The organism is Acinetobacter sp. UBA5984, from assembly GCF_002429925.1.
Taxonomy (GTDB): Bacteria; Pseudomonadota; Gammaproteobacteria; order Pseudomonadales; family Moraxellaceae; genus Acinetobacter; species Acinetobacter variabilis.
Map to the genome: position 1 here is coordinate 18692 of NZ_DJBE01000033.1, position 23663 is coordinate 42354.

Here is a 23663-nt window from a genome sequence, read left to right on the forward strand (position 1 = left end):
TGTTGTTATGCCGTGGTCTTGATCCAGGCCGGGCTTTGTTTGTTTAAAAATGCATTCAGTCCATTTTTCGCCTCATCTCCCTGGCGAACATGGGCAATATGCTGTGCGGTTTTAAGCAGCAGATCTTCAGTCAGAACTTGCTGATCAACCAGTTGAATCAGCTGTTTTGAAGCGTTTTGCGCTGCTGGTCCACCGAGTAAGAGCGCTTCCACAATCTCATCAATTTTGCTGTCGAGCTGTTCTGGTGCAGTCACTTCATGTGCCAGACCAATGGTTTTCGCCTGTTCAGCTGAAATTCGCTCAGCAGTCAGGAAATAACGTGACGCCTGACGGGCGCCAATCGCGCGAATCACATAAGGGCTAATCGTTGAAGGTGCTAGACCTAAACGGACTTCGGAAGTTGCAAACTTGGCTTCGGTGCTGGCAATACAGATATCACAAGCGGATGCCAGACCCATACCGCCGCCAAAAGCAATACCATGGACACGGGCAATGGTGGGTTGTTTTAATGTCGCCAGACTTTGCAACATTTTTGCTAGTTTTAAAGCATCGGCTTCATTATCTGCCTGTGAGGCCTGACCGGCCTGTTTCATCCAGTTCAAGTCTGCACCCGCAGAGAAGCTTTTGCCTCGGCCTGCCAGAATCACCACGCGTATATCATCACGCTGATTTAAAGACTGGAAGCAAGCATGTAGCTCTTCAATGACTTGGGTGTTAAACGCATTGTGCAATTCAGCACGATTAATCCAGACTGTTGCTACCTGATTCTGCTGCTCGAGCTGTAAAAATTGATAGTCCATTTTTGTCACCTCTTACATGCGGAACACGCCGAATTTGGTTGGCTGGATTGGTGCATTCATCGCTGCAGCCAGACTTAGGGCCAGGACTTCGCGCGATTGCGCTGGATCAATGACACCGTCATCCCATAAACGCGCAGAAGCATAATAAGGATGGCCTTGGCGTTCATATTGGTCACGAATTGGCTGTTTAAACTGGTCTTCTTCTTCAGCTGACCAGGTTCCACCTTTTTGCTCAATCTGATCGCGTTTCAAAGTTGACAATACGCTAGAAGCCTGTTCACCGCCCATCACCGAAATACGCGAGTTTGGCCAGGTCCACATAAAGCGTGGCGAGTAAGCACGACCACACATGCCATAGTTACCGGCGCCAAAAGAGCCGCCAATCACTAAAGTCAGTTTAGGCACATTGGCTGTCGCGACGGCCATCACCAGCTTGGCACCATTTTTGGCAATACCTTCATTCTCATACTGACGACCCACCATAAAGCCGGTGATGTTTTGCAGGAAGATCAGCGGAATATTGCGCTGGGTACAGAGTTCAATAAAATGTGCGCCTTTTTGCGCAGACTCAGAGAATAAAATCCCATTGTTGGCAATAATTCCAACTGGCATTCCATAGAGCTTGGCAAAGCCAGTCACTAGGGTAGTCCCGAAACGTGCCTTGAATTCGTCAAAACGTGAGCCATCGACAATACGCGCAATCACTTCACGGATATCAAATGGTTTACGGGCATCGCTTGGCACAATGCCATACAGCTCTGAACTATCAAAACGCGGTGCTTCGATTTCATCTGCAGTTTTATTTGGCTTTTTGTTCAGGTTCGCCACAATGTTGCGGGCAATGGCAATTGCGTGTTCATCATTTTCTGCCAGATGATCGGCAACTCCAGATAAACGGGTATGTACATCACCGCCACCGAGATCCTCACTAGAAACCACTTCACCGGTAGCTGCTTTTACCAGAGGAGGGCCACCCAAGAAAATCGTACCCTGATTGCGCACAATAATGGTTTCATCTGACATCGCTGGCACATAAGCACCACCGGCTGTACAGCTACCCATCACTACAGCAATCTGGGCAATACCTAGACTCGACATACGTGCCTGATTGTAAAAAATACGGCCAAAGTGATCACGATCCGGGAATACTTCATCCTGTAAAGGCAGATAAGCACCGCCAGAATCGACCAGATAAATACATGGCAAATGATTCTGTTCGGCAATTTCTTGGGCACGTAAATGCTTTTTCACCGTAAGGGGATAATAAGTACCGCCTTTGACTGTGGCATCATTGGCCACGATCATGCAGGTCACACCATTGACCTGACCCACACCCGCGACTACACCTGCTGCAGGAACATCATCCTGATAAACCTGATAGGCAGCCAGTTGACCAATTTCCAGAAAAGCTGTGCCTGGATCAATTAAATGATTAATCCGTTCACGCGGCAGTAATTTGCCGCGATCCAGATGTTTCTGGCGGGCATTTTCTCCACCACCCAAGGCAATTTTTTCTACTTTCTGTTTCAGGTCATCGACCAGTTGCAGCATGGCAGCCTGGTTGGTCTTAAACTCTTCACTACGTATATTGATTTTGCTCTGTAACTGATTCATGACGAACATCCTTGTTTTATTCTAAGTGTTCAGGTTTAGGCTGTTTCGTTGAAGAGCTCACGGCCAATGAGCATGCGGCGGATTTCGGAAGTTCCGGCACCAATTTCATAGAGTTTGGCATCGCGCCATAAACGGCCTGCAGCAAATTCATTGATATAACCGTTACCACCTAGGGTCTGAATAGTTTCGCCTGCCATCCAGGTGGCTTTTTCAGCGGCATATAAAATGGCACTGGCAGCGTCTTTACGCAGGCTACGGCTATGTTCGGCTTTGTCACATTCAGCACCAACGGCATACACCAGTGCCTTACATGCCAGCCAGGTAGAGTACATGTCAGCAATTTTGCCTTGCATCAACTGGAATTCACCGAGTGCCTGACCAAACTGTTTACGGTCATGAATATAAGGAATCACTGTATCCATGCAGGCATCCATAATACCCAATGGACCAGCACTGAGAACCGCACGTTCATAATCCAGTCCGCTCATCAGCACTTTAGTCCCATTGCCGACACCGCCAAGCACGTTTTCTTTCGGAACTTCGACATTGTCAAAAAACAGTGGATAGGTATTGGAACCGCGCATACCCAGTTTATCTAAATGAGTGCCGTGACTAAAACCTGGCATATTTTTCTCAACCAGAAAAGCAGTCATGCCTTTGGCGCCAGCTTGTAAATCGGTTTTGGCATAGACAACGAGTACATCGGCATCACCACCGTTAGTGATCCACATCTTGGAACCGTTGAGTAGATAATGATCGCCTTTATCTTCGGCTTTCAGTTTCATACTGACCACATCTGATCCGGCATTTGGCTCAGACATTGCTAATGCACCGACATATTCGCCAGAAATCAGTTTTGGCAGGTAACGCTGTTTTTGTTCTTCATTACCATTTCGCTTAATTTGGTTTACACATAGGTTAGAATGGGCGCCATAGGACAAACCAATGGATGCTGAAGCACGGGAAATTTCTTGCATGGCAATAATATGGGCCAGATACCCTAGATTGGTACCGCCATATTCCTCACTGACCGTTAAACCAAGTAGGCCCATATCACCAAATTTTTTCCAGAGGTGAGCCGGGAATTCATTGTCACGGTCAACTTGCTGGGCAATTGGGGCAATTTCCTTGGCGCAAAAAGCGGCCACTGAATCACGAAGCGCAATAAGAGTTTCATCCAAACCGAAATCTAAGCTTTGTAAATTCATTCTTCATCCATCCTGAGATTATATTTGTTGTGTCCAAAAGCATTTTTGTTGTGCTTGTTTTTTTAACATACAACGAAAAATTAAAAAAGTGAACCTATATTCACAAAATGATTTACAATTCATTTTATCTGGTTGAGAATAAGATTATGAGTTATAAAAGATCATCACTGATGCAGGAACGAATGGAACAAAATCGTTTGTCGATTTTACAGTCTGCTCGTGAACTGATTACTCAAGGGGGCTTTAAAGAGGCGTCGATTCAGGCGATTGCAGAACGCGCAGGCGTTTCTACAGGGCTGGTATATCGATATTTTGAAAACAAAAGCCAGATTTTGATTGAGGTTTTGTCGGCAGCGATTCAGCACGAAGTGGGAATTCTTGTTTCCATTGCTGGGTCGGATTTGTCGCCAAAACTGAAATTGCAAAAATCTGTTACAACTTTTGTGAAACGTGCCATGAATAGCCCCCAGTTGGCGTATTCACTTATGTTTGAACCGGTTGATCCGGAAATGGAACATGAGCGTTTTCGCAGTAAACAGCTGCTTAAACAAAGCATTAAGGAAATCCTGGCCGAAGGAAAGGTGAATGGAGAGTTCGAGTTTGAAGATTTAAATACGGCAGCTTTGGGTGTGGTCGGTGCCATGACCTTTGTCGTGATTGAACCTTTGAATCCGTCCCGTAATGTGATGTTTGATCAGAACTACAAGGATCACTTTGTCAAACAGATTGCCGATTTTTGTGTTAACGCAGTACATCGACAGGAGGGGAATTCAGCAGCATAAACACACAAAAACAGGCACATAGACAAGGTCGTCGTGGTCATAAAACAATTAGTAAAGTTGAAAATCAGAATTACAAAGAATCAAGGAGATCGATTCAATGACACAAGTACGGTTAAGCTATGCCTATGGAACCAGCAGCCAGCCTTTATTGGGCATGACGATTGGTGAAAAATTTGATCAGGCTTGCGAGCAATATGCAGATCGCGATGCAGTCGTCAGCATGCATCAGAACATACGCCTGAGTTATCGGCAGCTACAGGATCAGGTCAATGCCTTTGCCTGTCAGCTGCTGAAATTGGGTATGCAAAAAGGTGACCGTCTGGCGATCTGGTCGCCGAACTGTGTGGAATGGACTATTACCCAATTCGCAGCTTTCAAGGCAGGCATTATTCTGGTTAACCTGAATCCAGCCTATAAAAGCAATGAGCTGGAATATGTTTTGAATAAAGTGTCCTGTAAGGGACTGGTTATTGCATCGCAGTTTAAAACAACGGACTATCAGGAAATTCTGACCAAAATTGCGCCTGAATTAAAACAGGCTGAAAATAAATTACTGAATGCAGAGCGTCTACCACATTTAAAGCATGTCATTAAAATTGATGAGCAGCAGCATACGGGTATTCATCGTTTTCAGGATTTAATGCCTATACCAAGTGCTCAAGAGCTGGAACAGCTGCAACAGATCTCCACTGATTTGCAGTTCGATGAAACCATTAATATCCAGTTTACGTCAGGCACCACAGGTAACCCTAAGGGTACGATGCTGACCCATAACAATATTTTAAATAATGGTTACTTTGTGGGTGAAGCGATTCACTTAACTCCAGAAGACCGTGTCTGTATTTCTGTTCCATTATTCCACTGCTTTGGCATGGTAATGGGTAATCTGGCTTGTATTACCCATGGTTCAGCCATGATCTATCCATCTGCCGTATTTAATCCGCTGGAAACCTTAAAAGCCATTCAACAAGAAAAATGTACGGCAGCTTATGGTGTACCGACCATGTTTATTGCTGTGCTAGAACATGAACAGTTTGACGATTTTGATCTGTTTAGCCTGCGTACCGGCATTATGGCGGGTAGTCCATGTCCACAGGAAATTATGCAGCGTGTAATAGAGCGAATGCATATGTCTGAAATTACCATCTGTTATGGCATGACTGAAACAGCACCGGTAAGTGCCCAAAGTTCAACAGAAGACAGTGTTGAACGTCGTGTGAGTACAGTTGGCCGTGTCCATCCGCATCTGGAAGTTAAAATTGTCGATGAAAATGGCAAGGTGGTGCCGCGCGGTCAATTGGGTGAACTGTGTGTGCGTGGTTATTCCGTTATGCTGGGTTATTGGGAAGATCAGGACAAGACCCAGGAAGTCATTGATGCTGCGCGCTGGATGCATACTGGTGATATTGCGGAAATGGATGATGAAGGCTTTGTCAAAATCAAGGGTCGTATCAAGGATGTGGTCATTCGTGGCGGTGAAAATCTATTCCCGAAAGAAATTGAAGATTTCCTTTATACCCATCCAGCGGTTTCAGATGTACAGGTGATTGGCGTGCCAGACCATAAATATGGTGAAGAGCTTTGTGCTTGCATTATCCTGCATGAAAATGACCCATGTACCGAAGAGGCCATCCGCCAATATTGTGCTGAGCATATTTCTCACAATAAAGTGCCGCGTTATGTGCGTTTCTTCCATGAATTCCCGATGACAGCTTCAGGTAAGGCACAGAAGTTCAAGTTGCGTGAATTTATGCGTGAAGAATTAAATTTAAAAGAGATTGCTTAAATTAATTAAAGCTAAGTTTAAATAGTATTTGATCAGATGACCTGGCGGCATGGATGCCGCCGTTTCATTGTATGGCAAGGATGCCATATCAATGAAACAGAAGGGTTTGGTTACTTTGCCCAGTCAAAGTAACGAAGCACCTGCACAATGGAAGAAGAATCCATCTTGCAAATTGAGGTCATGTATTTAGCAATTTCTTTAAATAGATAAAAATTTATTTCTATATAAATCAGAGTAAACAGATGGCAAAAAACTTTCACAGTGAAGTCGTGGTCGCCAGCTATGACGATCATATCCGCAAACTGATTCCCGGATATGAACTGGTGCATCAGCAGATTGAAGCAATTCTCAGCACTGAACTCCCGGAAACCGCTCATATTTTGGTAGTGGGCTGCGGGACGGGTTATGAGCTATCTTATTTATTGCAGCAGCATCCAAACTGGACATTTACTGCGATTGATCCTTCCGCTGCGATGCTTGGGCAGGCAAGGAAGCATCTGGCTTCTATTGGAGTTGAACAACGAGTTCAGTTTATACAGTGCACCACTCAAGAACTGGATCAGCAAAATACTTACGATGCTGCACTCGCTATTTTAGTCGCCCATTTTATTCCTGAACCTCAGAAATCTGATTTTTTTCAGGATATCTATCACAGCCTTAAAACTGGCGGGATCGTATTGACCTATGATCTGATGCAGCCTGAAGGTGAGAATGAATTAAAGGTAATGCAAAAAATGGCACAACAAACCGGACTTAGTGTGCAGCAAAGCGAAAATATGATGGCCAGATTGCAGCAGGACTTTTTCCTGATTTCAGTAGAAAATTTAAATGAACTTTTAACAAAAGTCGGATTTAAACAACACAAAATTTATAGTCAAATTATGAATTATTGTGGTTTTTTACTCAGAAAATAAAGATCATGAAACCTTATATGAATTTTAAAGTTTAAGAGAATAATCAAGGAAGTTTAAGAAGAATGTCAGCATATTATAGTTTGATCCAGCGCGAACAGCATGCAGATGGCAGTACTACTGCCTATTATCGTTCCAATATTCATGCTCAAGGTGCGTGGAATCCTCATGAACAGCACATGGCACCGGCAACCGGTATTCTATGTGTTGAACTAGAACAGTTTCAGCCTAGATCAGAAATGCGTATTGGCCGGGTTGGACTGGATATTTTTGGACTGATTGCATTTGGTGAGTTTTCTATTACTACGCGCATGATCCGTCCTGGCAAAACTATTGAACTGATTGAGGCGGAAATGTGTGCCAATGGAAAAACCTGTATCGTTGCTCGTGCCTGGAGGATGCTGACTTCGGATAGCCGGGCCATTGCAGGTATCGAAGATTTTCCGATTGAAAGCCCTGAGTTTTTACCGGTTTGGGAGGGTATGAGTTGCTGGCCGGGTGGTTATATTCAAAGTATTGAAACCCGTGCACATCCTGATCATCGAGCAGGCAAAGGCATTGTCTGGCTCAGAAATTCACTGGATATGGTCGAAGGACAACCGACTACAGATTTTAGTCGTTTACTTGGTATGGTAGATACGGCCAATGGCATTGTGCCGCGTCAGGATCCAAATGCGGGCTGGGGATTTCCAAATCTGGATTTACAGATTCATATGCACCGTCTGCCGCAAGGTGAATGGCTGGGGCTGGAAGTAGTGCAACAGTATGGTGAAGATGGGATTGGTCTCACCAGCGGTGTGCTGCATGATATTCACGGGCCTTTCGGTCGCAGTGAACAGATTCTGACCTTACGTAAATTCTAAATCCGATTCAAAAGCAAAAGGATGAATTGATTCATCCTTTTTTTATTGGCATGCTGTGCGCAATGGTTCAGGAATATTGATGAATGCGGATTAGTATCATTGGGGCAGGACGAGTGGCTTATCATCTTGCCCGTGTATTGTCAGCACAACATGAAATTGTACAGATCTACAGCCGGACTCTGGATAAAGCACAGCAACTGGCTAATCGATTTAAAGCGCAAGCTATCGCTCAACCTGAGAATCTGAATCAGAATATAGATTTGATCATCATTGCCGTGAGTGATCAATCAATTGCTAATGTCATCAGACAAGTCCATTCTTATTTGCAAGATGTGCTGATTGTCCATACTTCGGGTAGTACTCACCTGAATGTTCTAGCAGATATACATGCAAAGTCTGGCGTCTTTTATCCATTGCAAACCTTTAGTCTGGAACGTGAAATCGACTGGGAAAATACGCCTTTATTTATTGAAGCATCTGACCCAACAGATCAAGAAATCTTAACCCATTTAGCAAATAGCCTAAGCAAAAGAGTTTATCAATATAGTTCGGACCAACGTTTGAGCTTGCATCTGGCTGCTGTGTTTGCCTGCAATTTTAGCAATTACTGTTATGACATGGCTAAGCAGGTGGTAGATGCACAACAGGTAGATTTTAGCCTGCTTTATCCATTGATTCTGGAAACAGCCAATAAGGCGACGCAAAATGATCCTCGCCAAGGACAGACGGGACCTGCGATGCGTGGTGATCAGAATATTCTGAATATGCATCAGCAGATGCTAGAGCAATCTCAACGACAAGACTTGGCAGGTGTGTATAAATTACTCAGTCAGCAGATTTTAGAACGCCATCATAGCTAATAAAAAAGCGCTGAATAATCAGCGCTTTTTAGACTTATAGATATTAAGAAATTTTCTTAAAGATAAAGTCATTAATCTTGTGGCCAGCTTCGATTCCGCGACGCTCAAACTTGGTTTGTGGACGCCATTCAGGGCGAGGATAGCTGTTGCCTTTATCCGCCAGATTTTCTAAACGTGGACGTTCTTCCAGAACTTCCAGCATCCACTCAGCATACGGTTCCCAGTCTGTTGCAGCATGGAAAGTACCGCCAAGTTCCAGTTTTTGCTCAACCAATGACATGCGGTCATGAGATACAAAACGGCGTTTAAAGTGACGTTTTTTCTGCCATGGGTCAGGGAAGTACAACTGAACGGTGTTAATGCTATTGTCTGGCATTTCACGAAGCACCTGAATCGCATCAGCATCCAGTACACGTAAATTAGTCACGCCCGCCATACCTGCTTCATACACGCACTGCGCAATACCCGGTACATGCACTTCAATTCCGACAAAGTTACGCTCTGGATTCGCTTTAGCCATGAGTACCAGAGAGCGGCCCATACCAAAACCGATTTCTACAGTCAGCGGACGTTCAGGATGTTCAAAATACTGACGCAAATCACCTACCGGATATTCCAAAATTAAGTGACCATATTGTTCAAGCGCAGTACGTTGAGAGGTATTTAATGGCGCTGAGCGGCGCATAAACGTCACAATTTCACGGTGCTCGCTTAAATTGTCCAGCTCCACGACTTGCTGGTCTAATTGATCGTTCGACATAATTTTGGCAAATCTAAAAATTCAGAATGCGGTATTTTAAGTCCTGAGCGGTGCAAGTCAAACTTTTCTCGGTATTTCTCCATAAAAATCGAGCCAGAGATCCCAGGCAAAATAAAAGAGCCAGTTGGCTCTTTTATAGATCAAGCTTGATCAGGTACTAAAACGGTCGATCAAAGTGCTACTGGCTTCATTTAAACCAATTACGGTCACGTCTATGCCTTGGGCTTTAAACTTCTGGATGACATTATTGAGCATATTTACTGAAGTCACATCCCAGATATGTGCATGGGTCAGATCCAGCTCAACATGATCCAGCCTTTCTTTAAAATCAAAAAACTGGTAGAACTTTTCTGTACTACTGAAAAAGATCTGTCCAGAAATTTTATAGCTACGTGAATTAGGCTTATGCAAATAAGTCGAGACATGTACAGTTCTTTCTAGCTTATTAATAAAGAACAAAGCAGAGAGCAATACACCGACAAATACACCGAGCGCCAGATTATGAGTAGCAAGCACGACAGTTATCACAGCAATCATCACGGTATTAAATTCTAGCGGATGCTTGCCAAACTGTTTGATTGCACCCCACTGGAAGGTGGTAAATGACACCATAATCATAATAGCAACCAGCGCAGCCATTGGAATATAAGCCAGCCAGTCTTTCAGGAAGACCACCAGACACAGCAAAAACACGCCAGCCACCAAAGTGGATAAACGGGTACGTGCACCTGAAGAGACATTGATAATCGACTGACCAATCATGGCACAACCGGCCATTCCGCCCATAAAACCGCTGACAATATTGGCCATACCCTGACCACGACATTCCCGATGGCGGTCACCTTCAGTTCCGGTAACTTCATCAATCACTGTAGTCGTCATCATACTTTCAAGCAGACCTACAGTGGCTAAAGTAAAGGAATAAGGCAGGATAATCTGCAAGGTTTCCAGATTCAGTGGAATTTCTGGAAGAAGAAAGACGGGTAGGGTATCTGGAAACTGTCCCAGATCGCTCACAGTACGCATATCTGCACCAAGCAATAACGCAAGTGCGCTCAGCACGACGATACAGATCAGAGGCGATGGAATCGCTTTACCGATTTTCGGTATATAAGGAAACAGATAGATAATTATCAAACCTACTAAAATGAACAGATAACCCGTACTGTCCATCCGGTTAATTTCCGGGATTTGTGCCACAAAAATCAGGATCGCGAGGGCATTCAAGAAACCATATACCACAGCCTGCGACACAAAACGCATCAGCTTGGCAACTTTAAAAAAGCCCGCAATCACCTGAATAATCCCGGTCAGAATTGTGGCTGCAAGCAGATATTGCAAACCATGATCCTTGACCAGCGTAATCATCAGTAGCGCCATTGCACCAGTCGCCGCAGAGATCATGGCAGGACGGCCACCGAAAAAGGCAATGGACACCGCAATACAGAAAGAGGCATACAAGCCGACTTGCGGATCAACACCTGCAATCGCAGAAAAAGCAATAGATTCAGGAATCAGGGCCAGTCCAACCACCAGACCTGCCAGCACATCAGTCCGGATATTGGAAAACCATTCTTCTTTTTTCAGGTTAATCACGAAATATCATCTAAATTTTGAGAACCTGCGTATCTTAAACAGATACAGATAAAAATCTACACAAGATTGACTTGCAAAAGCCTGTAAATTCCTCAATATTGGATATGTAACTGTGCCGAATCACAGTTACGCTTTTTTGCAATTTACAGGTTTGATCACTTGAAAGTTTGTCAGAAGCGATTTAAAACATTGAGAAGTGTATAACAAGGATCAGAAATGAAGCTTTACTATTCGCCAGGCGCATGCTCTTTGGCAGCTCATATTATTTTAAATGAAATTAATGTCGATTTTGATTTGGAACGTGTTGACTTAAAAACCCATAAAACAGAAAAAGGTGCAGATTATTACGAAATTAACCCAAAGGGTTATGTCCCAGCACTAGAAATTAATCCGGGTTTAATTCTTACAGAAAATGTTGCAATTTTACCGTTTCTTGCTCAACACGATCCAAAACAAGATCTGATTCCTCCTTCTGGCATGGGACGTGCCAAAGTGCTGGAGTGGTTAGGTTATCTCAACTCAGAACTGCATGATGCTTATGCTGTCTTCTTCACAGGAAAATTATCAGATGAAGCCAAAGAAAAAGCATATGCAGAAATTGACCGTTTATTGAGTTATATCGATAAGGCCATTGGTGAATCGGACAATGATTATCTGGTCGATGATAATTTCGGTCCGGCAGATGCTTACCTATTTGTTCTGACCAACTGGTCGAACCAGATTGAACATGATCTGAGTCCATATAAAAATATTATTCATATCCGCAATAAGGTTGCAGAACGTCAATCTGTACAGATTGCAATGCGTGATGAAGGTTTAATCCCTTAATCACAAAATTTTGAAAAAGCGCCGTAGGGCGCTTTTTTATTCCTTCCAAAGTAATTGTTGATATTTAGTCAATAATGATTTGCAAAATCACTGCTTTTTAGCAATAAGCAGAATCTATATAGTGCCCGTATAAATTTTTGGTTTCAGGTTCTTTCCATGAAAAATATTCTATTAATTAACGGCGCAAAAGCTTTCGCCCATTCAAATGGTCAGTTAAATGATACTTTGGCCGAACTGGCTCAAGAAGTATTAACAAAGCTGGGGCATCAGGTTCAGGTGACTCGTGCTGATAGTGAATATAATGCAAAAGCAGAAGTGGAAAAATATCTTTGGGCAGATACGGTCATTTACCAAATGCCAGGCTGGTGGATGGGTGCGCCGTGGCCAGTGAAAAAGTATATTGATGATGTTTTTACCGAAGGGCATGGCAGCCTATATGCAAATGATGGTCGCTCACGTTCAGATGCTTCAAAACAATACGGCTCAGGTGGCCTGATTCACGATAAAAACTATATGTTATCTCTTACCTGGAATGCACCGATGGATGCGTTTACGGATACCGAGCAGTTTTTTCATGGCGTGGGTGTAGATGGCGTTTACCTACCTTTTCATAAAGCCAACCAATTCTTGGGGATGCAGGCTTTACCGACATTTATTGTGAATGATGTAATTAAAGCCCCTGAAGTTGAAGCGTATATTACACAGTATCGTGAACATTTAATTCAAATTTTTGCTTAACCAGGAGATATGACCATGCTAACCGTTATTGCTGAAATCATTTGTCATTCGGAACAAGATATGAAAACAGTGCTGGATTCATTTAACAACATCCGCGCACAGGTATTACAAGAGCCAGGCTGTCATCTTTATGATGTTTATATTGATCATCCAGAGATTGAGAGCCGATTACAGACCAAAGTGCCTTTTTCAATCATGATGTTTGAAAAATGGGAAAGTATTCAGCATCTGGAAACCCATATGCATAGTGTAAATATGCAGCAACATACTAAAGCCACTCAAGGTGCGGTTGCGAGTGTAAAGATCCGAATTTTAGAAGCACTTTAAGCTGTAATTCTCAGTTTGAAAGAGTTTGTGATATTTAATTTTATTTGAACTCTTGTGGCTGATTAAATTGAACCTGTTCAAATTTTAGTGCGTAGCGGTGTTTTAAAGTGGACCATTGAACTTTGGCAGGTTGCGTCTGTTCTGCAAATTCATTTTCATCTGTTGTAGTTTTTACCTTGCCTGTTAAAAAGTTAATGCTTAGTGCTGTACTCTCACCCGAAGCACGGTGAAAATCATCTACATCATAGCCGATCAGCTTAAAAGCATTATTTTGGTATCGGAATGTATAAGTATGATTGGTGACATACCATGAACCACAGCTTAGCCAGTAATATAAATGAACCCGAAGTACACCTTTTTGAATGCTTAAGGCTTCGGATTCACCAAGTGGATCAGCGAGACAAGGTGATTCAACATCACCTTCGTTTGGCAAAGTAGTATTGCTAGCTGCAAGCTGATAACCACTTTCTTGCTTGAATAAAATCAAAAGTTTTCGTTTGTTGGTATTCAGAACATGATTGCCTACACCTGCATTTGCAACAAGGTTTTCGGGATTAGTATCTTCAATAATCAGCGCGAGATCTGCTTGACCGTCCTGATTTAAATCGCCTTGCGTTTTTTCTAGAACTTTCCAGTTTTTCGGAATAAAAGATTGATAGCTTGATTTGAAAGAACTATCTGTCTGAGGTTTTGCACATGCATTTTGTGTAAATGCTATACACAGCAGGGTGCTAAATAGGAAAGGCAGTTTGATCTGATGAAGCATCGGTTTAAATTCCTTTTATTTATAATTTTTTTGATGGTCAAAGCTGAGTAATAAGTTTAGCCAACAAGGTTAAGTCATTTCTTTGAATATTGGATAGATATTTATGGTGAACTTTAAAGCTTTTTTATAAATTCAACTATGGGGATTTGAAGTTCCTATTCAAATTTGTCTAAACCAAGAAGTGAACTTTTAATATTTAATCTTCAAATTTAACTTGGGTATCTAAATTTAAAAGTTCAGGAGTTTGCTAGAAACTCCTGAACAGATCGATATGATTCAAATAATCTTTTAAGCTTCTAGCCCTGATTATTATTTAAAGAAATAACCGGTTTCAGGTGAGCTGGCATTGGCCATGCGTTTGCATGGCATACGGCCGGCAAGGAATGCTTCACGACCAGCTTCAACCGCTTTACGCATCGCAGAGGCCATTAAGACCGGATTTTGTGCTGCTGCAATCGCCGTATTCATTAGTACGCCGTCACAGCCCAGTTCCATGGCAATCGCTGCATCACTTGCTGTACCGACACCTGCATCAACCAGCACAGGCACTTTGGCATTTTCTTTAATGATCGAAATTGTATGTGGATTCAGAATCCCCATACCAGAACCGATCAGGCTCCCCAAAGGCATGATTGCTACGCAGCCCATACTTTCCAGTTCTTGTGCTACGATCGGATCATCTGAGGTATAGACCATGATTTCAAAACCGTCATCGATCAGGGTACGCGCTGCTTTCAAGGTTTCAGTAATATTTGGATAAAGCGTCTTTTCATCACCCAGAACTTCCAGTTTTACCAAGTTATGACCATCCAACAGTTCACGTGCCAGCATACAGGTGCGTATTGCGCTATTGGCATCAAAACAGCCTGCTGTATTTGGCAAAATGGTGTATTTTTCTGGTGGAACTACTGAAAGCAGGTTCGGTTGGTCCGGATGCTGACCAATATTCACCCGGCGAATAGCAACCGTTACAATTTCTGCACCGCTGGCCTGAATGGCCTGATCTGTTTCATTTAAATCTTTATATTTGCCTGTGCCTACTAAGAGACGAGACTGAAATTGGCGTGAACCGATCTGTAATAAATCTTGCATAATTGTTCCAAGTGTTATTAGCCGCCACCGACTGCGTGAATAATTTCTATTTTGTCCGCTTCGCAAATGGGCGTTTCACCCAATCTGCTTTTAGAAATAATCATTTCATTTACCTCAACAGCAAAGCGCTTACCCTCAAGCGCCAGACTTTGAACCAGTTCCAGCAGGTTCTTGCATTGAGTTTCTTGTTGTTCGCCATTGATATATACCAGCATCTTGGCAACCCTCCATGATTATTGATTAAAGCATCAGACCTATTTGAGGTATTTTACGGCATTCCAGGCCAGAATTAACCAGCCAGCAATCATTAAGGCACCACCAATTGGCGTAATTGCACCTAAACCGCGCGGCAGACCTAGTGCCATGATATAGAGTGAGCCACAGAACAGGAAAATCCCCGCCTGAATCAGGAGAAAACTCCATTTGATTGGCAATTCAGGAATCACTCGGCTGATCACTGCCAGAATAAGTAAGCCAAGAGCATGGTAGAAGAAATAATCTGTGGCCGTTTGCCACCAGGTCAACTGTGCTTCAGTCGCTCGAGTCTTTAAACCATGGGCACCAAATGCGCCGAGTATGACCGCAAGCGCAAGATTCAGTGCTGAAATCGCAATCCACATTTGAATTGATCTTCTCAATAAAGTTTGCGCTTAACCTTAGCATAAAAGCAGAGACCGAAACACGACATTAAAAGACAAAAAAGCCTTCATATATGAAGGCTTTTTTAAGATTAGTAGCTTATTAATTCAACACGTCAGTTTGAAGACATTGCCACTTTGATTTTTTCCATTGCATTCTTTTCAAGCTGACGGATACGTTCAGCGGAAACATTATATTCAGCTGCCAGTTCATGCAAGGTTGACTTTTCATCATCCAGCCAGCGACGCTGCAAGATATTACGAGAACGGTCATCAAGCTGTTCCATCGCTTCATGTAGGGCAGAGGTACTTTGTTCCTCATAGTCTTCATTTTCAATCAGACGTGCCGGATCATAACGGTTGTCTTCCAGATATAGTGCTGGAGCAACGTGAGTTGAATTTTCGTCATCATCGTCACCTGATGCTTCAAATGCCGCATCATAAGCTGTCAATCGGCCTTCCATTTCCAGCACCTGTTCTGGCGTTACATTCAGGTCATTGGCAATCGACTGAGCTTCTTCAAGCGTTAACTTTTTAGATGACTTTTTCAGGCTACGTAAATTGAAGAACAGTTTACGCTGCGCTTTAGTGGTCGCAATTTTGACAATACGCCAGTTACGAATTACATATTCATGAATTTCAGCTTTGATCCAGTGCACCGCAAATGACACCAGACGTACGCCCATATTCGGGTCAAAACGTTTAACGGCTTTCATCAGGCCAAGGTTGCCCTCCTGAATCAGGTCACCTTGAGGCAGGCCATAACCTGCATAACTACGTGCAATATGTACCACGAAACGCAAATGAGACATGACTAGCATTTTTGCTGCGTCCAGGTCTTGGTCGTAGTAATAGCGTTCGGCCAACTCTTTTTCTTGTTCGGCCGTTAAAATAGGAATTTGATTGACAGTGCTAATATAAGCACCAAGATTGACACCTGGCGCCGATAATGACAGGGGCATCAATTGATTGCGGCTGTCACTCATGTGTTCTCCTTGAAGTGCGGGGGATTTAACCCTTAACTAGGTTTTATCTTAATCTAAACTCTCCTCAAATAATGGATATTTGGGTAGAGAAATGTAAACTTTTATACGAGTATGGAGAGCATCCAGTTTAATTGAAAATTTTTAAGATTCAATCAGGTAGTGATATTCAGTTGCAGAAATCTGTTGAGATTCGCATTTTAACTGATGCATTTGGCAATATCGTGTAACATCAGTTTGACTATGTGGATCTGATGACTTTAGCAAGAATGTTTTGCCCTGATCTGCTTTTAATGCACGCTTTAACATCAGGAGCGGCATCGGACAGGGTTTACCCATGGCATCAATAATATGCGCTTGACCGTGGTTATCACTCATTTCCGTTTTATTCATATCGCAAAAAAAAGGCTATAAATATTAGCAAATAGGATGCCAAAACCCAACTATTTGGCTAAAAAGTTACATGAAATAATATATATAATTTTTCTGATATATATTGTGAAAAAAATAACTAAATCAAAAGGAACAAAGCTAAAAAATATCTATTAATTGTCATAAACCCATGTTAAGCTCGTTGCGTATTTAGGATTTCAGATAAACAAATTGATTGTTTTTCGCCCTATACACAATGGATGTAACCGGGATTTTGTTAATAGTTTTACAGAATGATTACAAGCTTAAAAATAATATTTTCAAACTTGTTTGCTCTGCTGTTTGCAACACCGGGTGGTCCTTTTTTTAGTATCAATGAGGATTAACTTATGACAGCTGCTCGTGAACAAGGCGTAGTTAAATGGTTCAACGACACTAAAGGCTTCGGCTTTATTCAACGCAACGGCGGTGATGACGTATTCGTTCATTTCCGTGCAATCCAAGGCGAAGGCCACCGTTCACTTCGTGACGGCCAACGTGTTGAATTCAGTGTAGTTAAAGGCCAAAAAGGCTTCCAAGCTGAAGAAGTTCAACCATTAGACTAATCTTCGGATTAAGCTAATAAACGCCCCAATATAAATTGGGGCGTTTTTTGTTTATACTATTCCATCTTAGTGATTATCAAATTAGAGCAGCGCTTTATGTCATCTGGTTTTGAAACCTTAAATTTACATCCCCAACTGAAAAAGGCAATTGATGCTTTAGGCTTTACTTCCATGACGCCGATTCAGCAGAAGGTTTTAAAATTCACCTTGGCAGGACATGATGCTATTGGTCGTGCACAAACGGGTACGGGTAAAACTGCCGCATTCCTGATTAGCGTGATTAATGACTTGCTGAACAATCCGTTAAAAGAGCAGCGTTATCGTGGTGAGCCACGTGCACTGATTCTGGCACCGACTCGTGAACTGGCATTACAGATTGAAAGCGACGCGCATGAGCTGACCAAGTTTACTGACCTGAGTGTGGTAACACTTCTGGGTGGTGTAGATTTTGACAAGCAGAAAGCTCAATTGGATAAAGCGCCAGTCGATATCATGGTGGCAACGCCAGGGCGTCTGATTGATTTCGTCGAGCAAAAAGAAGTCTGGCTGGACCAGATTGAATTCCTGGTGATTGATGAAGCTGACCGTCTACTGGATATGGGCTTTATTCCATCAGTAAAACGTATCGTGCGTTTCTCGCCACGCAAAGAGCAGCGTCAGACACTGATGTTCTCTGCAACCTTTAGCTATGATGTGTTGAATCTGGCACAGCAATGGTTGTTTGAACCGGTCACTGTCGAAATCGAACCAGAGAAGAAAACCAATGCCGACGTTGAACAACGTGTTTATATGGTCGCGAAGGCAGATAAATATAAATTGCTGCAAGACATTCTGCGTGATGAACCGATTGAAAAGGTAATGATTTTCGCTAACCGTCGTGATCAGGTGCGTAAGCTCTATGATCATTTAAAACGTGATGGTTATAAGGTGGTGATGCTGTCAGGTGAAATTGCTCAAGACAAACGCCTGAAAATGTTAGACCAGTTCAAAAATGGTAAACATAACATCATGATTGCGACAGACGTTGCCGGTCGTGGTATTCATGTAGACGGCGTATCCCATGTGATTAACTTTACTTTGCCTGAACAGTCAGATGATTATGTACACCGTATTGGTCGTACCGGTCGTGCGGGAACGCGTGGTGTAAGTATCAGTTTCCTGGCGGAAGATGATGCGTTCTATCTGCCAGAGATTGAAAAAGCAATTGGACAGAAATTACCGCTGACCCGTTTGGAAGGTTATTGCTAATCTAAATTGCAAAAAAAACCGCTCTTAAAGAGCGGTTTTTTTATTGTTGCACATGTTGAAGCTTATTTAGCCTCACAACGGAACGTTAAAACAGTCTGATAATCATCATTCTGGTTCAATCCGGTATTGGTGCCGGCAATATTGCCTAATACAGTCGCAGCAGCCTGAATCATTTGTCCGGTCTGTTCATCGACTACACCTTTTAGTGCACCATCATAAGAAGTTTTTTCATCCAGAATAATCGCAGTTGCTTTGGAGCCACAGGTTTTGCTGGCGGCATTCACTGCATTATTTTTAGAGGTTAACTGGTTTTTACCTAATCCTGTTACTTCAAACTGATTATTTTCCTTTTGAACCGCTACTGAAGTCGGGTTAGATGCACAGGCAGTTAAAAGTAGAGCTGAAGCTGCTAGTCCGCTGATCGCAATTGTTTTTTTCATCATAAAATCTCGCTTGAAAACAGAACTGGGGATATTGAAACACAGTAAAAAGCACAGAATTAGGAGCTGTTGTATAAGTTTGGCAATTTTTGATGTCGCTCTATGAGAGAAAAGTGAATGAAAGAGGCATTTTATTGATTCCACGGAAAATATTGTAATCTTCCTTAAATATTTTCAAGGTAAAGGCTATTGCAAGTTTCTAGAGTATTGTTAGTGGAATATGCTAATCTTGACCATAGTTTTTAAGTTATAGATCTATAAAGCAATGACGGAATCTGTGGTCGACATCGTTCATCAAAATATTCACCAACGTCAATCAATAGGGCATTTGCTGGCACCTGCACCGAATGCAGAGCAGTTAGAACTGGCATTTAAAGCTGCTTTGACAGCACCAGATCATCACCGATTGAAGCCTACCACTTTTGTGATCATCCCGGATGCGCAACGTGAAGCATTTGGCGAACTATTATCACAAGCACTGATAGATTTGGGTCAAACTGAATCAGCTCAGATTGAACGGGTCAAAAATCATCCTTTTCGTGCACCTTTGCTGGTACTGGCATTAACCCGTTTGCAGGATCATCCTAAAGTGCCACATTTTGAACAGATTCTGAGTTCAGGTGCCGCTATTCAAAACTTCCTGCTGTCTTTACAGGCTCAAGGTTTTTCAACCATGTGGCGTAGTGGCGCAGTGGTAGAATCAAAATTTTTCAAGCAGTCGCTCGGCATTGGTAAAGATGATCTGGTTTCTGGCATTATCTATATCGGTACGGCGGCAAAAGCGATTGCACCACGTGCTGAAATCCAAACCCAGAATTATGTAAGTTATTGGAATCAAAACTAAGGCATTTCAAGACACAGGATATTAGAAAGCAAGATGTCAGAATTAAATTTTACCAATTTGATTGAACCGGTTGCGGTCAACCAGAATACGGCTTTAAGAATTACAGTTTTAGGCGGTGGTAGTTTTGGTACTGCAATGGCCAATACCGCGGTTCGAAATGGCTGCGATACCATGATCTGGATTCGTGACCCGGAAGTAGCTGAAGATATTAATGCAACACATATCAATAAGCGTTATCTTCCGGATTTTAAGCTGGAAGAAAATCTGCTTGCTGTGTCCGATCTGGAGAAGGCTGTTCGTGATCGCGATATTATTTTAGTCGCGATTCCAAGCCATTCTTTCCGTGATGTATTGCAGCAGATCAAGCCTTTTATCACATCTCAAGCGGTGATTTCCCTGACAAAAGGGATTGAAGCCAATACTTTCAGCTTTATGAGTGACATCATTCGTGAAGAACTACCGGAAGTGCCTTATGGTGTGCTGTCTGGTCCAAACCTGGCCAAGGAAATTGTCGCAGGACAGCCGGCAGGTACGGTGATTGCCAGTGAATCTGAACTGGTACGTTATGCAGTGCAACAAGCACTCCATAGTGCGTTATTCCGTGTTTTTGCCAGTGATGATGTACATGGCGTAGAACTGGGCGGTGCACTGAAAAATATTTATGCGGTCGCAATGGGAATGGCGGCTGCCTATAATGTTGGTGAGAATACCAAGAGTATGATTCTGACCCGTGCTCTAGCGGAAATGAGTCGGTTTGCAGTCAAGCTGGGTGCAAACCCGCTGACTTTCCTTGGGCTTTCAGGTGTAGGTGATCTTTTTGCCACCTGTAATAGTCCGCTAAGTCGTAACTATCAGGTTGGTTATGCATTAGGTAAGGGTAAAACCCTAGAGCAGGCGACGACTGAACTGGGGCAGACGGCAGAAGGGATTAACACGATTGTGCAGGTAAAAGCACGCTCAGAAGAGCTGGATGTGTATATGCCGATTACAACTGCTTTGTATGAAGTGATCTTTGAAGGAGCGCCGCCGCTGACGATCGCTTTATCCTTGATGAAAAATGGTCATCGCAGTGATGTCGAATTTGTCTTGCCACATCATCAAGTCTGATCTATAACACAAGAAGCACGATGATTATGATGCTGACTGATGATCGTAACGACCAAATAAATAGGGAAATAAGATGCAACTGACTTTAGTGCGACATGGCGAAGCCGCGCCACCAGTGAATGGGAATGATACCAAGCGTCCCCTAACGGAGCGCGGGCATCAACAGGCGGAACAGACAGCGCAGTATTTAAGGGACATCATTAAACCGGAGGTGTTTGTGGTCAGTCCTTTATTGCGTGCGCAGGAAACTCTGGCGCATTTACAGCACTATTTTAAAGATGTACCCGTGGTGATCTGTAATACCATCAAGCCTGATGATGATGCCAAAGTTGCAGTTGAATGGTTATCGCAGTTGCCGTATGAGTCCATTGCGGTGGTTTGTCATATGAATGTAGTGGCGCATATTGCCTCCATTCTCGTGACTGAGTCTTTCCACCCATTTCATTTGTCAGAAGCACGTATTTATGATCAGGCCGTGATTGCACCAGGCTTATCAACACAAGTTAAAAGCTTTATTCCAACAGTATAAAAAACCAATTAAAACGGTAGAACACAATCGATGTTGTATTTATGGATGCCGGAAGCCAATGGGGTTTGGCAATGGTCAAAGGGGGAATTCTGGAGCACTGCTGCGACACTCGAGCAGCTGATTCAGGATATTCAGGCCTATCATGGTGAAGAGGCGACGGTCTTTTTTCCAAGTCGTCATGTGCAGATTTTGCAGCAGACTTTGCCAAAGAGCCAATATAAAAAAATGGGCAATGATGGCATCAAATATCTGTTAGAAGAATATGTAGTACTGCCTGTCGATACCATGAAAGTGCTGCATCATTTTCAGCAGCCTGATCAGATTAGTATTCTGGGGATTGCAAATTCTACAGTTGAAACTTTGCAGCATGCCCTGAATTTGATTCCTGTTAAAGTCGCTGCGTTATTGCCAGACTTTCTGGTTTTGCCAGTGCCTGAACATGCGCAGCAGCGCGTTATTGCACAAATCAGTGGGCATCTGCTGGTACGTGAAGCTGAATATATCGGACAGTCAGTGGATGATTTGAGCCTTTATCTGGATTTTCAGCCCAAAGATCTGGAATATCAGGTCAGCAATCTCAGCCCTGAACAAATGAGTAGTCTGGAAGCTGTGGCAACACGTGAACAATTAAACTCGTTCGAATATACGTTGCCAATGCTAAAAAAACCGAAACAGCATCCATTTAATATCCTGCCAAAGGGTAAATCGGATCATACTGTTTCTGGTTACTGGAAAGCCTGTGCGGCGGTTTTTCTTGGGATTCTGGTATTGCAGTTCACTTACGATGCGGTGCGCTGGTACCAATATAAAAAAGTCGCCAATACCACTGCGATGCAGGCTATTGACCAGTTTAAATACTGGTTCGGACAAAATTATCCGGTCACTGAGCAGAATATTAAAAGCCAGTTCGAAGCTCAGCTTCGTCAAAGCCAGACCGCAGACACTCAGGCCTTACAGCTCATCAGCCGAGTCGGGCCGGTACTAATGCAAAACCAGATTGTGGCACAGCGCGTCAATTATGACCCGTCAGGATTGAGTCTACAATTACAGTCCAATTCATCTGAAAGTTTAAATACTTTAACCAAGCAACTAGGGCAGCAGGGCTTTAAAGTGGAATTGGGGAATATACAGGCGAATGGAACAGGCGTCGTAGGACTGGTGAAAATACAATAATGAAAGCCATTGAAACCTTACAGAACCGTATGGATCTGCAAATCGAAAAACTGACCGATTATCTGGATCGTTTGTCAGCACGTGAACGCATTCTGGTGATCTTTACAACGATCTTTGTGTTGGTGACCGCTGTTGCAAGTGCACTCTGGGCGATGCATCAGGCAGCAGATACCCAGCAGAAACGTTTAAATGATCTAAAAGATACGCTGGTCTGGATGCAAAGCAATGCGGTTACCATGAAGCCGGCAGGAGACTTGCAATTAGATGCAGCAGAAAAAGTGCAACGCATTGCCCAGCAACAAGGGCTGTCGATTGCATCACAGCAAATGGATGGAAAAATTCAGTTGATGCTGTCTCACGAAAATTATTCTGTGCTGGCCAACTTCCTGACGCAGCTGGCACAAATGGGGCTAAGTATCGAGAAAATGGAACTAAATAATGAAGCAGGGCAGATTAAATTAACAGCGACTGTGCAATAACTGGTAAAAATAAAGATTTGCAAAGCATGGTTTTTTTGTCAGCCTATGCCTATAATATGCCGACTTAAAAAGCAGTAGACTTTTCTAGATATGTTGTATTCTCTAGCCCGCCCTTTGTTGTTTTCTTTAGCACCAGAGCGTGCACATGAGCTGACACTATCACTATTAAAATCATCCCATAAAATGGGCATGATGCGTCAAAATGTTGCTGTGAAACCTGTGACCTGTATGGGAATCGAATTTCCTAATCCGGTCGGTCTTGCAGCAGGGTTAGATAAAAATGGTGCCTATATTGATGCCTTGGCCAGTCAAGG

General features: G+C 43.0%; 27 protein-coding genes and 1 pseudogene. 16 read left to right on the plus strand and 12 right to left on the minus strand.

Annotated features, from left to right (window positions below):
- Nucleotides 1-5: 5 nt before the first annotated feature.
- Genes B3J29_RS05085 through B3J29_RS05095 form a run of 3 tightly spaced genes read right to left on the minus strand, consistent with a single transcriptional unit; the run spans nt 6 to nt 3622 of the window.
- Nucleotides 6-800 carry an enoyl-CoA hydratase/isomerase family protein gene (locus tag B3J29_RS05085; protein ID WP_034169999.1) on the minus strand — a complete coding sequence of 265 codons (795 nt, stop codon included), beginning with the start codon at nt 798-800 and terminating at the stop codon, nt 6-8.
- A 12-nt stretch (nt 801-812) separates the two neighbouring features.
- Nucleotides 813-2414: a carboxyl transferase domain-containing protein gene (locus tag B3J29_RS05090; protein WP_005235052.1), complete on the minus strand. Its 1602-nt coding sequence runs from the start codon at nt 2412-2414 to the stop codon at nt 813-815.
- Nucleotides 2415-2449: 35 nt separating this feature from the next.
- Nucleotides 2450-3622 (minus strand): isovaleryl-CoA dehydrogenase, encoded by a 1173-nt coding sequence (locus B3J29_RS05095; protein ID WP_005235053.1) that lies wholly within the window; start codon nt 3620-3622, stop codon nt 2450-2452.
- A gap of 146 nt (nt 3623-3768) precedes the next feature.
- Between B3J29_RS05095 and B3J29_RS05100 the strand changes: the two genes are divergently transcribed.
- The 5 genes from B3J29_RS05100 to B3J29_RS05120 all read left to right on the plus strand — a co-directional run bounded on the left by B3J29_RS05100 (nt 3769) and on the right by B3J29_RS05120 (nt 8824).
- A complete protein-coding gene (locus tag B3J29_RS05100; RefSeq protein WP_004782481.1) occupies nt 3769-4404 on the plus strand; it encodes a TetR/AcrR family transcriptional regulator in 636 nt (211 codons plus the stop codon).
- A 97-nt stretch (nt 4405-4501) separates the two neighbouring features.
- Nucleotides 4502-6190: an AMP-binding protein gene (locus B3J29_RS05105; RefSeq protein ID WP_286964535.1), complete on the plus strand. Its 1689-nt coding sequence runs from the start codon at nt 4502-4504 to the stop codon at nt 6188-6190.
- Between the two features lie 242 nt (nt 6191-6432).
- On the plus strand, nt 6433-7104 hold the full coding sequence (locus B3J29_RS05110) for a class I SAM-dependent methyltransferase (RefSeq protein ID WP_005235056.1): 672 nt from the start codon (nt 6433-6435) through the stop codon (nt 7102-7104).
- A 62-nt stretch (nt 7105-7166) separates the two neighbouring features.
- Nucleotides 7167-7964, plus strand: coding sequence for a thioesterase family protein (locus B3J29_RS05115; RefSeq protein ID WP_005235058.1), 798 nt, complete (start codon nt 7167-7169; stop codon nt 7962-7964).
- 83 nt (nt 7965-8047) lie between these two features.
- Complete coding sequence (locus B3J29_RS05120; protein WP_034169997.1) at nt 8048-8824, plus strand: Rossmann-like and DUF2520 domain-containing protein; 777 nt, start codon at nt 8048-8050, stop codon at nt 8822-8824.
- Between the two features lie 43 nt (nt 8825-8867).
- On the opposite strand, the gene trmB is transcribed toward B3J29_RS05120, so the two are convergent.
- Both trmB and B3J29_RS05130 read right to left on the minus strand, forming a co-directional pair.
- Nucleotides 8868-9584: a tRNA (guanosine(46)-N7)-methyltransferase TrmB gene (trmB, locus tag B3J29_RS05125; RefSeq protein WP_005235062.1), complete on the minus strand. Its 717-nt coding sequence runs from the start codon at nt 9582-9584 to the stop codon at nt 8868-8870.
- A 150-nt stretch (nt 9585-9734) separates the two neighbouring features.
- Nucleotides 9735-11180 (minus strand): SulP family inorganic anion transporter, encoded by a 1446-nt coding sequence (locus B3J29_RS05130; RefSeq protein ID WP_286964536.1) that lies wholly within the window; start codon nt 11178-11180, stop codon nt 9735-9737.
- A gap of 216 nt (nt 11181-11396) precedes the next feature.
- On the opposite strand from B3J29_RS05130, the gene B3J29_RS05135 reads away from it, so the two are divergent.
- The 3 genes from B3J29_RS05135 (at nt 11397) to B3J29_RS05145 (ending at nt 13073) form a co-directional block, all read left to right on the plus strand.
- Complete coding sequence (locus B3J29_RS05135) at nt 11397-12008, plus strand: glutathione binding-like protein (protein ID WP_004782472.1); 612 nt, start codon at nt 11397-11399, stop codon at nt 12006-12008.
- A gap of 156 nt (nt 12009-12164) precedes the next feature.
- Nucleotides 12165-12746, plus strand: a complete 582-nt coding sequence (locus tag B3J29_RS05140; RefSeq protein ID WP_005235065.1) for an NAD(P)H-dependent oxidoreductase — start codon at nt 12165-12167, stop codon at nt 12744-12746.
- 15 nt (nt 12747-12761) lie between these two features.
- Entirely contained in the window at nt 12762-13073 is a 312-nt protein-coding gene (locus tag B3J29_RS05145; RefSeq protein WP_034169995.1) for a putative quinol monooxygenase, read from the plus strand.
- A 40-nt stretch (nt 13074-13113) separates the two neighbouring features.
- On the opposite strand, the gene B3J29_RS05150 is transcribed toward B3J29_RS05145, so the two are convergent.
- From B3J29_RS05150 to B3J29_RS05175, 6 genes are all read right to left on the minus strand, one after another.
- Complete coding sequence (locus B3J29_RS05150; RefSeq protein WP_005235069.1) at nt 13114-13839, minus strand: hypothetical protein; 726 nt, start codon at nt 13837-13839, stop codon at nt 13114-13116.
- Nucleotides 13840-14148: 309 nt separating this feature from the next.
- Nucleotides 14149-14931 carry a thiazole synthase gene (locus B3J29_RS05155; protein ID WP_005235071.1) on the minus strand — a complete coding sequence of 261 codons (783 nt, stop codon included), beginning with the start codon at nt 14929-14931 and terminating at the stop codon, nt 14149-14151.
- A gap of 17 nt (nt 14932-14948) precedes the next feature.
- Nucleotides 14949-15146: a sulfur carrier protein ThiS gene (gene thiS / locus B3J29_RS05160; protein WP_005235073.1), complete on the minus strand. Its 198-nt coding sequence runs from the start codon at nt 15144-15146 to the stop codon at nt 14949-14951.
- A gap of 39 nt (nt 15147-15185) precedes the next feature.
- Nucleotides 15186-15551 (minus strand): DUF423 domain-containing protein, encoded by a 366-nt coding sequence (locus tag B3J29_RS05165; protein WP_005235075.1) that lies wholly within the window; start codon nt 15549-15551, stop codon nt 15186-15188.
- A 134-nt stretch (nt 15552-15685) separates the two neighbouring features.
- Nucleotides 15686-16555, minus strand: a complete 870-nt coding sequence (gene rpoH / locus B3J29_RS05170) for an RNA polymerase sigma factor RpoH (RefSeq protein WP_005235076.1) — start codon at nt 16553-16555, stop codon at nt 15686-15688.
- Nucleotides 16556-16696: 141 nt separating this feature from the next.
- Nucleotides 16697-16930, minus strand: a complete 234-nt coding sequence (locus tag B3J29_RS05175; RefSeq protein WP_175968201.1) for a sulfurtransferase TusA family protein — start codon at nt 16928-16930, stop codon at nt 16697-16699.
- 383 nt (nt 16931-17313) lie between these two features.
- On the opposite strand from B3J29_RS05175, the gene B3J29_RS05180 reads away from it, so the two are divergent.
- Together B3J29_RS05180 and rhlB are read left to right on the plus strand one after the other, a co-directional pair.
- The gene (locus tag B3J29_RS05180) at nt 17314-17529 is read left to right on the plus strand and encodes a cold-shock protein (protein ID WP_004782461.1); all 216 of its coding nucleotides are present in this window, start codon (nt 17314-17316) and stop codon (nt 17527-17529) included.
- 96 nt (nt 17530-17625) lie between these two features.
- Nucleotides 17626-18777: an ATP-dependent RNA helicase RhlB gene (gene rhlB / locus B3J29_RS05185; protein WP_286964539.1), complete on the plus strand. Its 1152-nt coding sequence runs from the start codon at nt 17626-17628 to the stop codon at nt 18775-18777.
- Between the two features lie 62 nt (nt 18778-18839).
- On the opposite strand, the gene B3J29_RS05190 is transcribed toward rhlB, so the two are convergent.
- A complete protein-coding gene (locus tag B3J29_RS05190) occupies nt 18840-19217 on the minus strand; it encodes a hypothetical protein (RefSeq protein WP_034170065.1) in 378 nt (125 codons plus the stop codon).
- Between the two features lie 265 nt (nt 19218-19482).
- Between B3J29_RS05190 and B3J29_RS05195 the strand changes: the two genes are divergently transcribed.
- The 6 genes and pseudogenes from B3J29_RS05195 to B3J29_RS05220 form a co-directional block, all read left to right on the plus strand.
- Complete coding sequence (locus B3J29_RS05195; RefSeq protein WP_004782456.1) at nt 19483-20061, plus strand: nitroreductase family protein; 579 nt, start codon at nt 19483-19485, stop codon at nt 20059-20061.
- A gap of 33 nt (nt 20062-20094) precedes the next feature.
- On the plus strand, nt 20095-21168 hold the full coding sequence (locus B3J29_RS05200; RefSeq protein ID WP_005235078.1) for an NAD(P)H-dependent glycerol-3-phosphate dehydrogenase: 1074 nt from the start codon (nt 20095-20097) through the stop codon (nt 21166-21168).
- A gap of 73 nt (nt 21169-21241) precedes the next feature.
- Nucleotides 21242-21697 (plus strand): SixA phosphatase family protein, encoded by a 456-nt coding sequence (locus B3J29_RS05205; protein ID WP_005235080.1) that lies wholly within the window; start codon nt 21242-21244, stop codon nt 21695-21697.
- Nucleotides 21698-21727: 30 nt separating this feature from the next.
- Nucleotides 21728-22870, plus strand: a complete 1143-nt coding sequence (gene gspL, locus B3J29_RS05210; protein ID WP_104426267.1) for a type II secretion system protein GspL — start codon at nt 21728-21730, stop codon at nt 22868-22870.
- A complete protein-coding gene (gene gspM / locus B3J29_RS05215; protein WP_005235083.1) occupies nt 22870-23349 on the plus strand; it encodes a type II secretion system protein GspM in 480 nt (159 codons plus the stop codon). The genes gspL and gspM overlap by 1 nt, the downstream gene beginning before the upstream one ends.
- Before the next feature lie 90 nt (nt 23350-23439).
- Nucleotides 23440-23663 (plus strand): annotated as a pseudogene (locus B3J29_RS05220) (quinone-dependent dihydroorotate dehydrogenase); the annotation flags it as partial.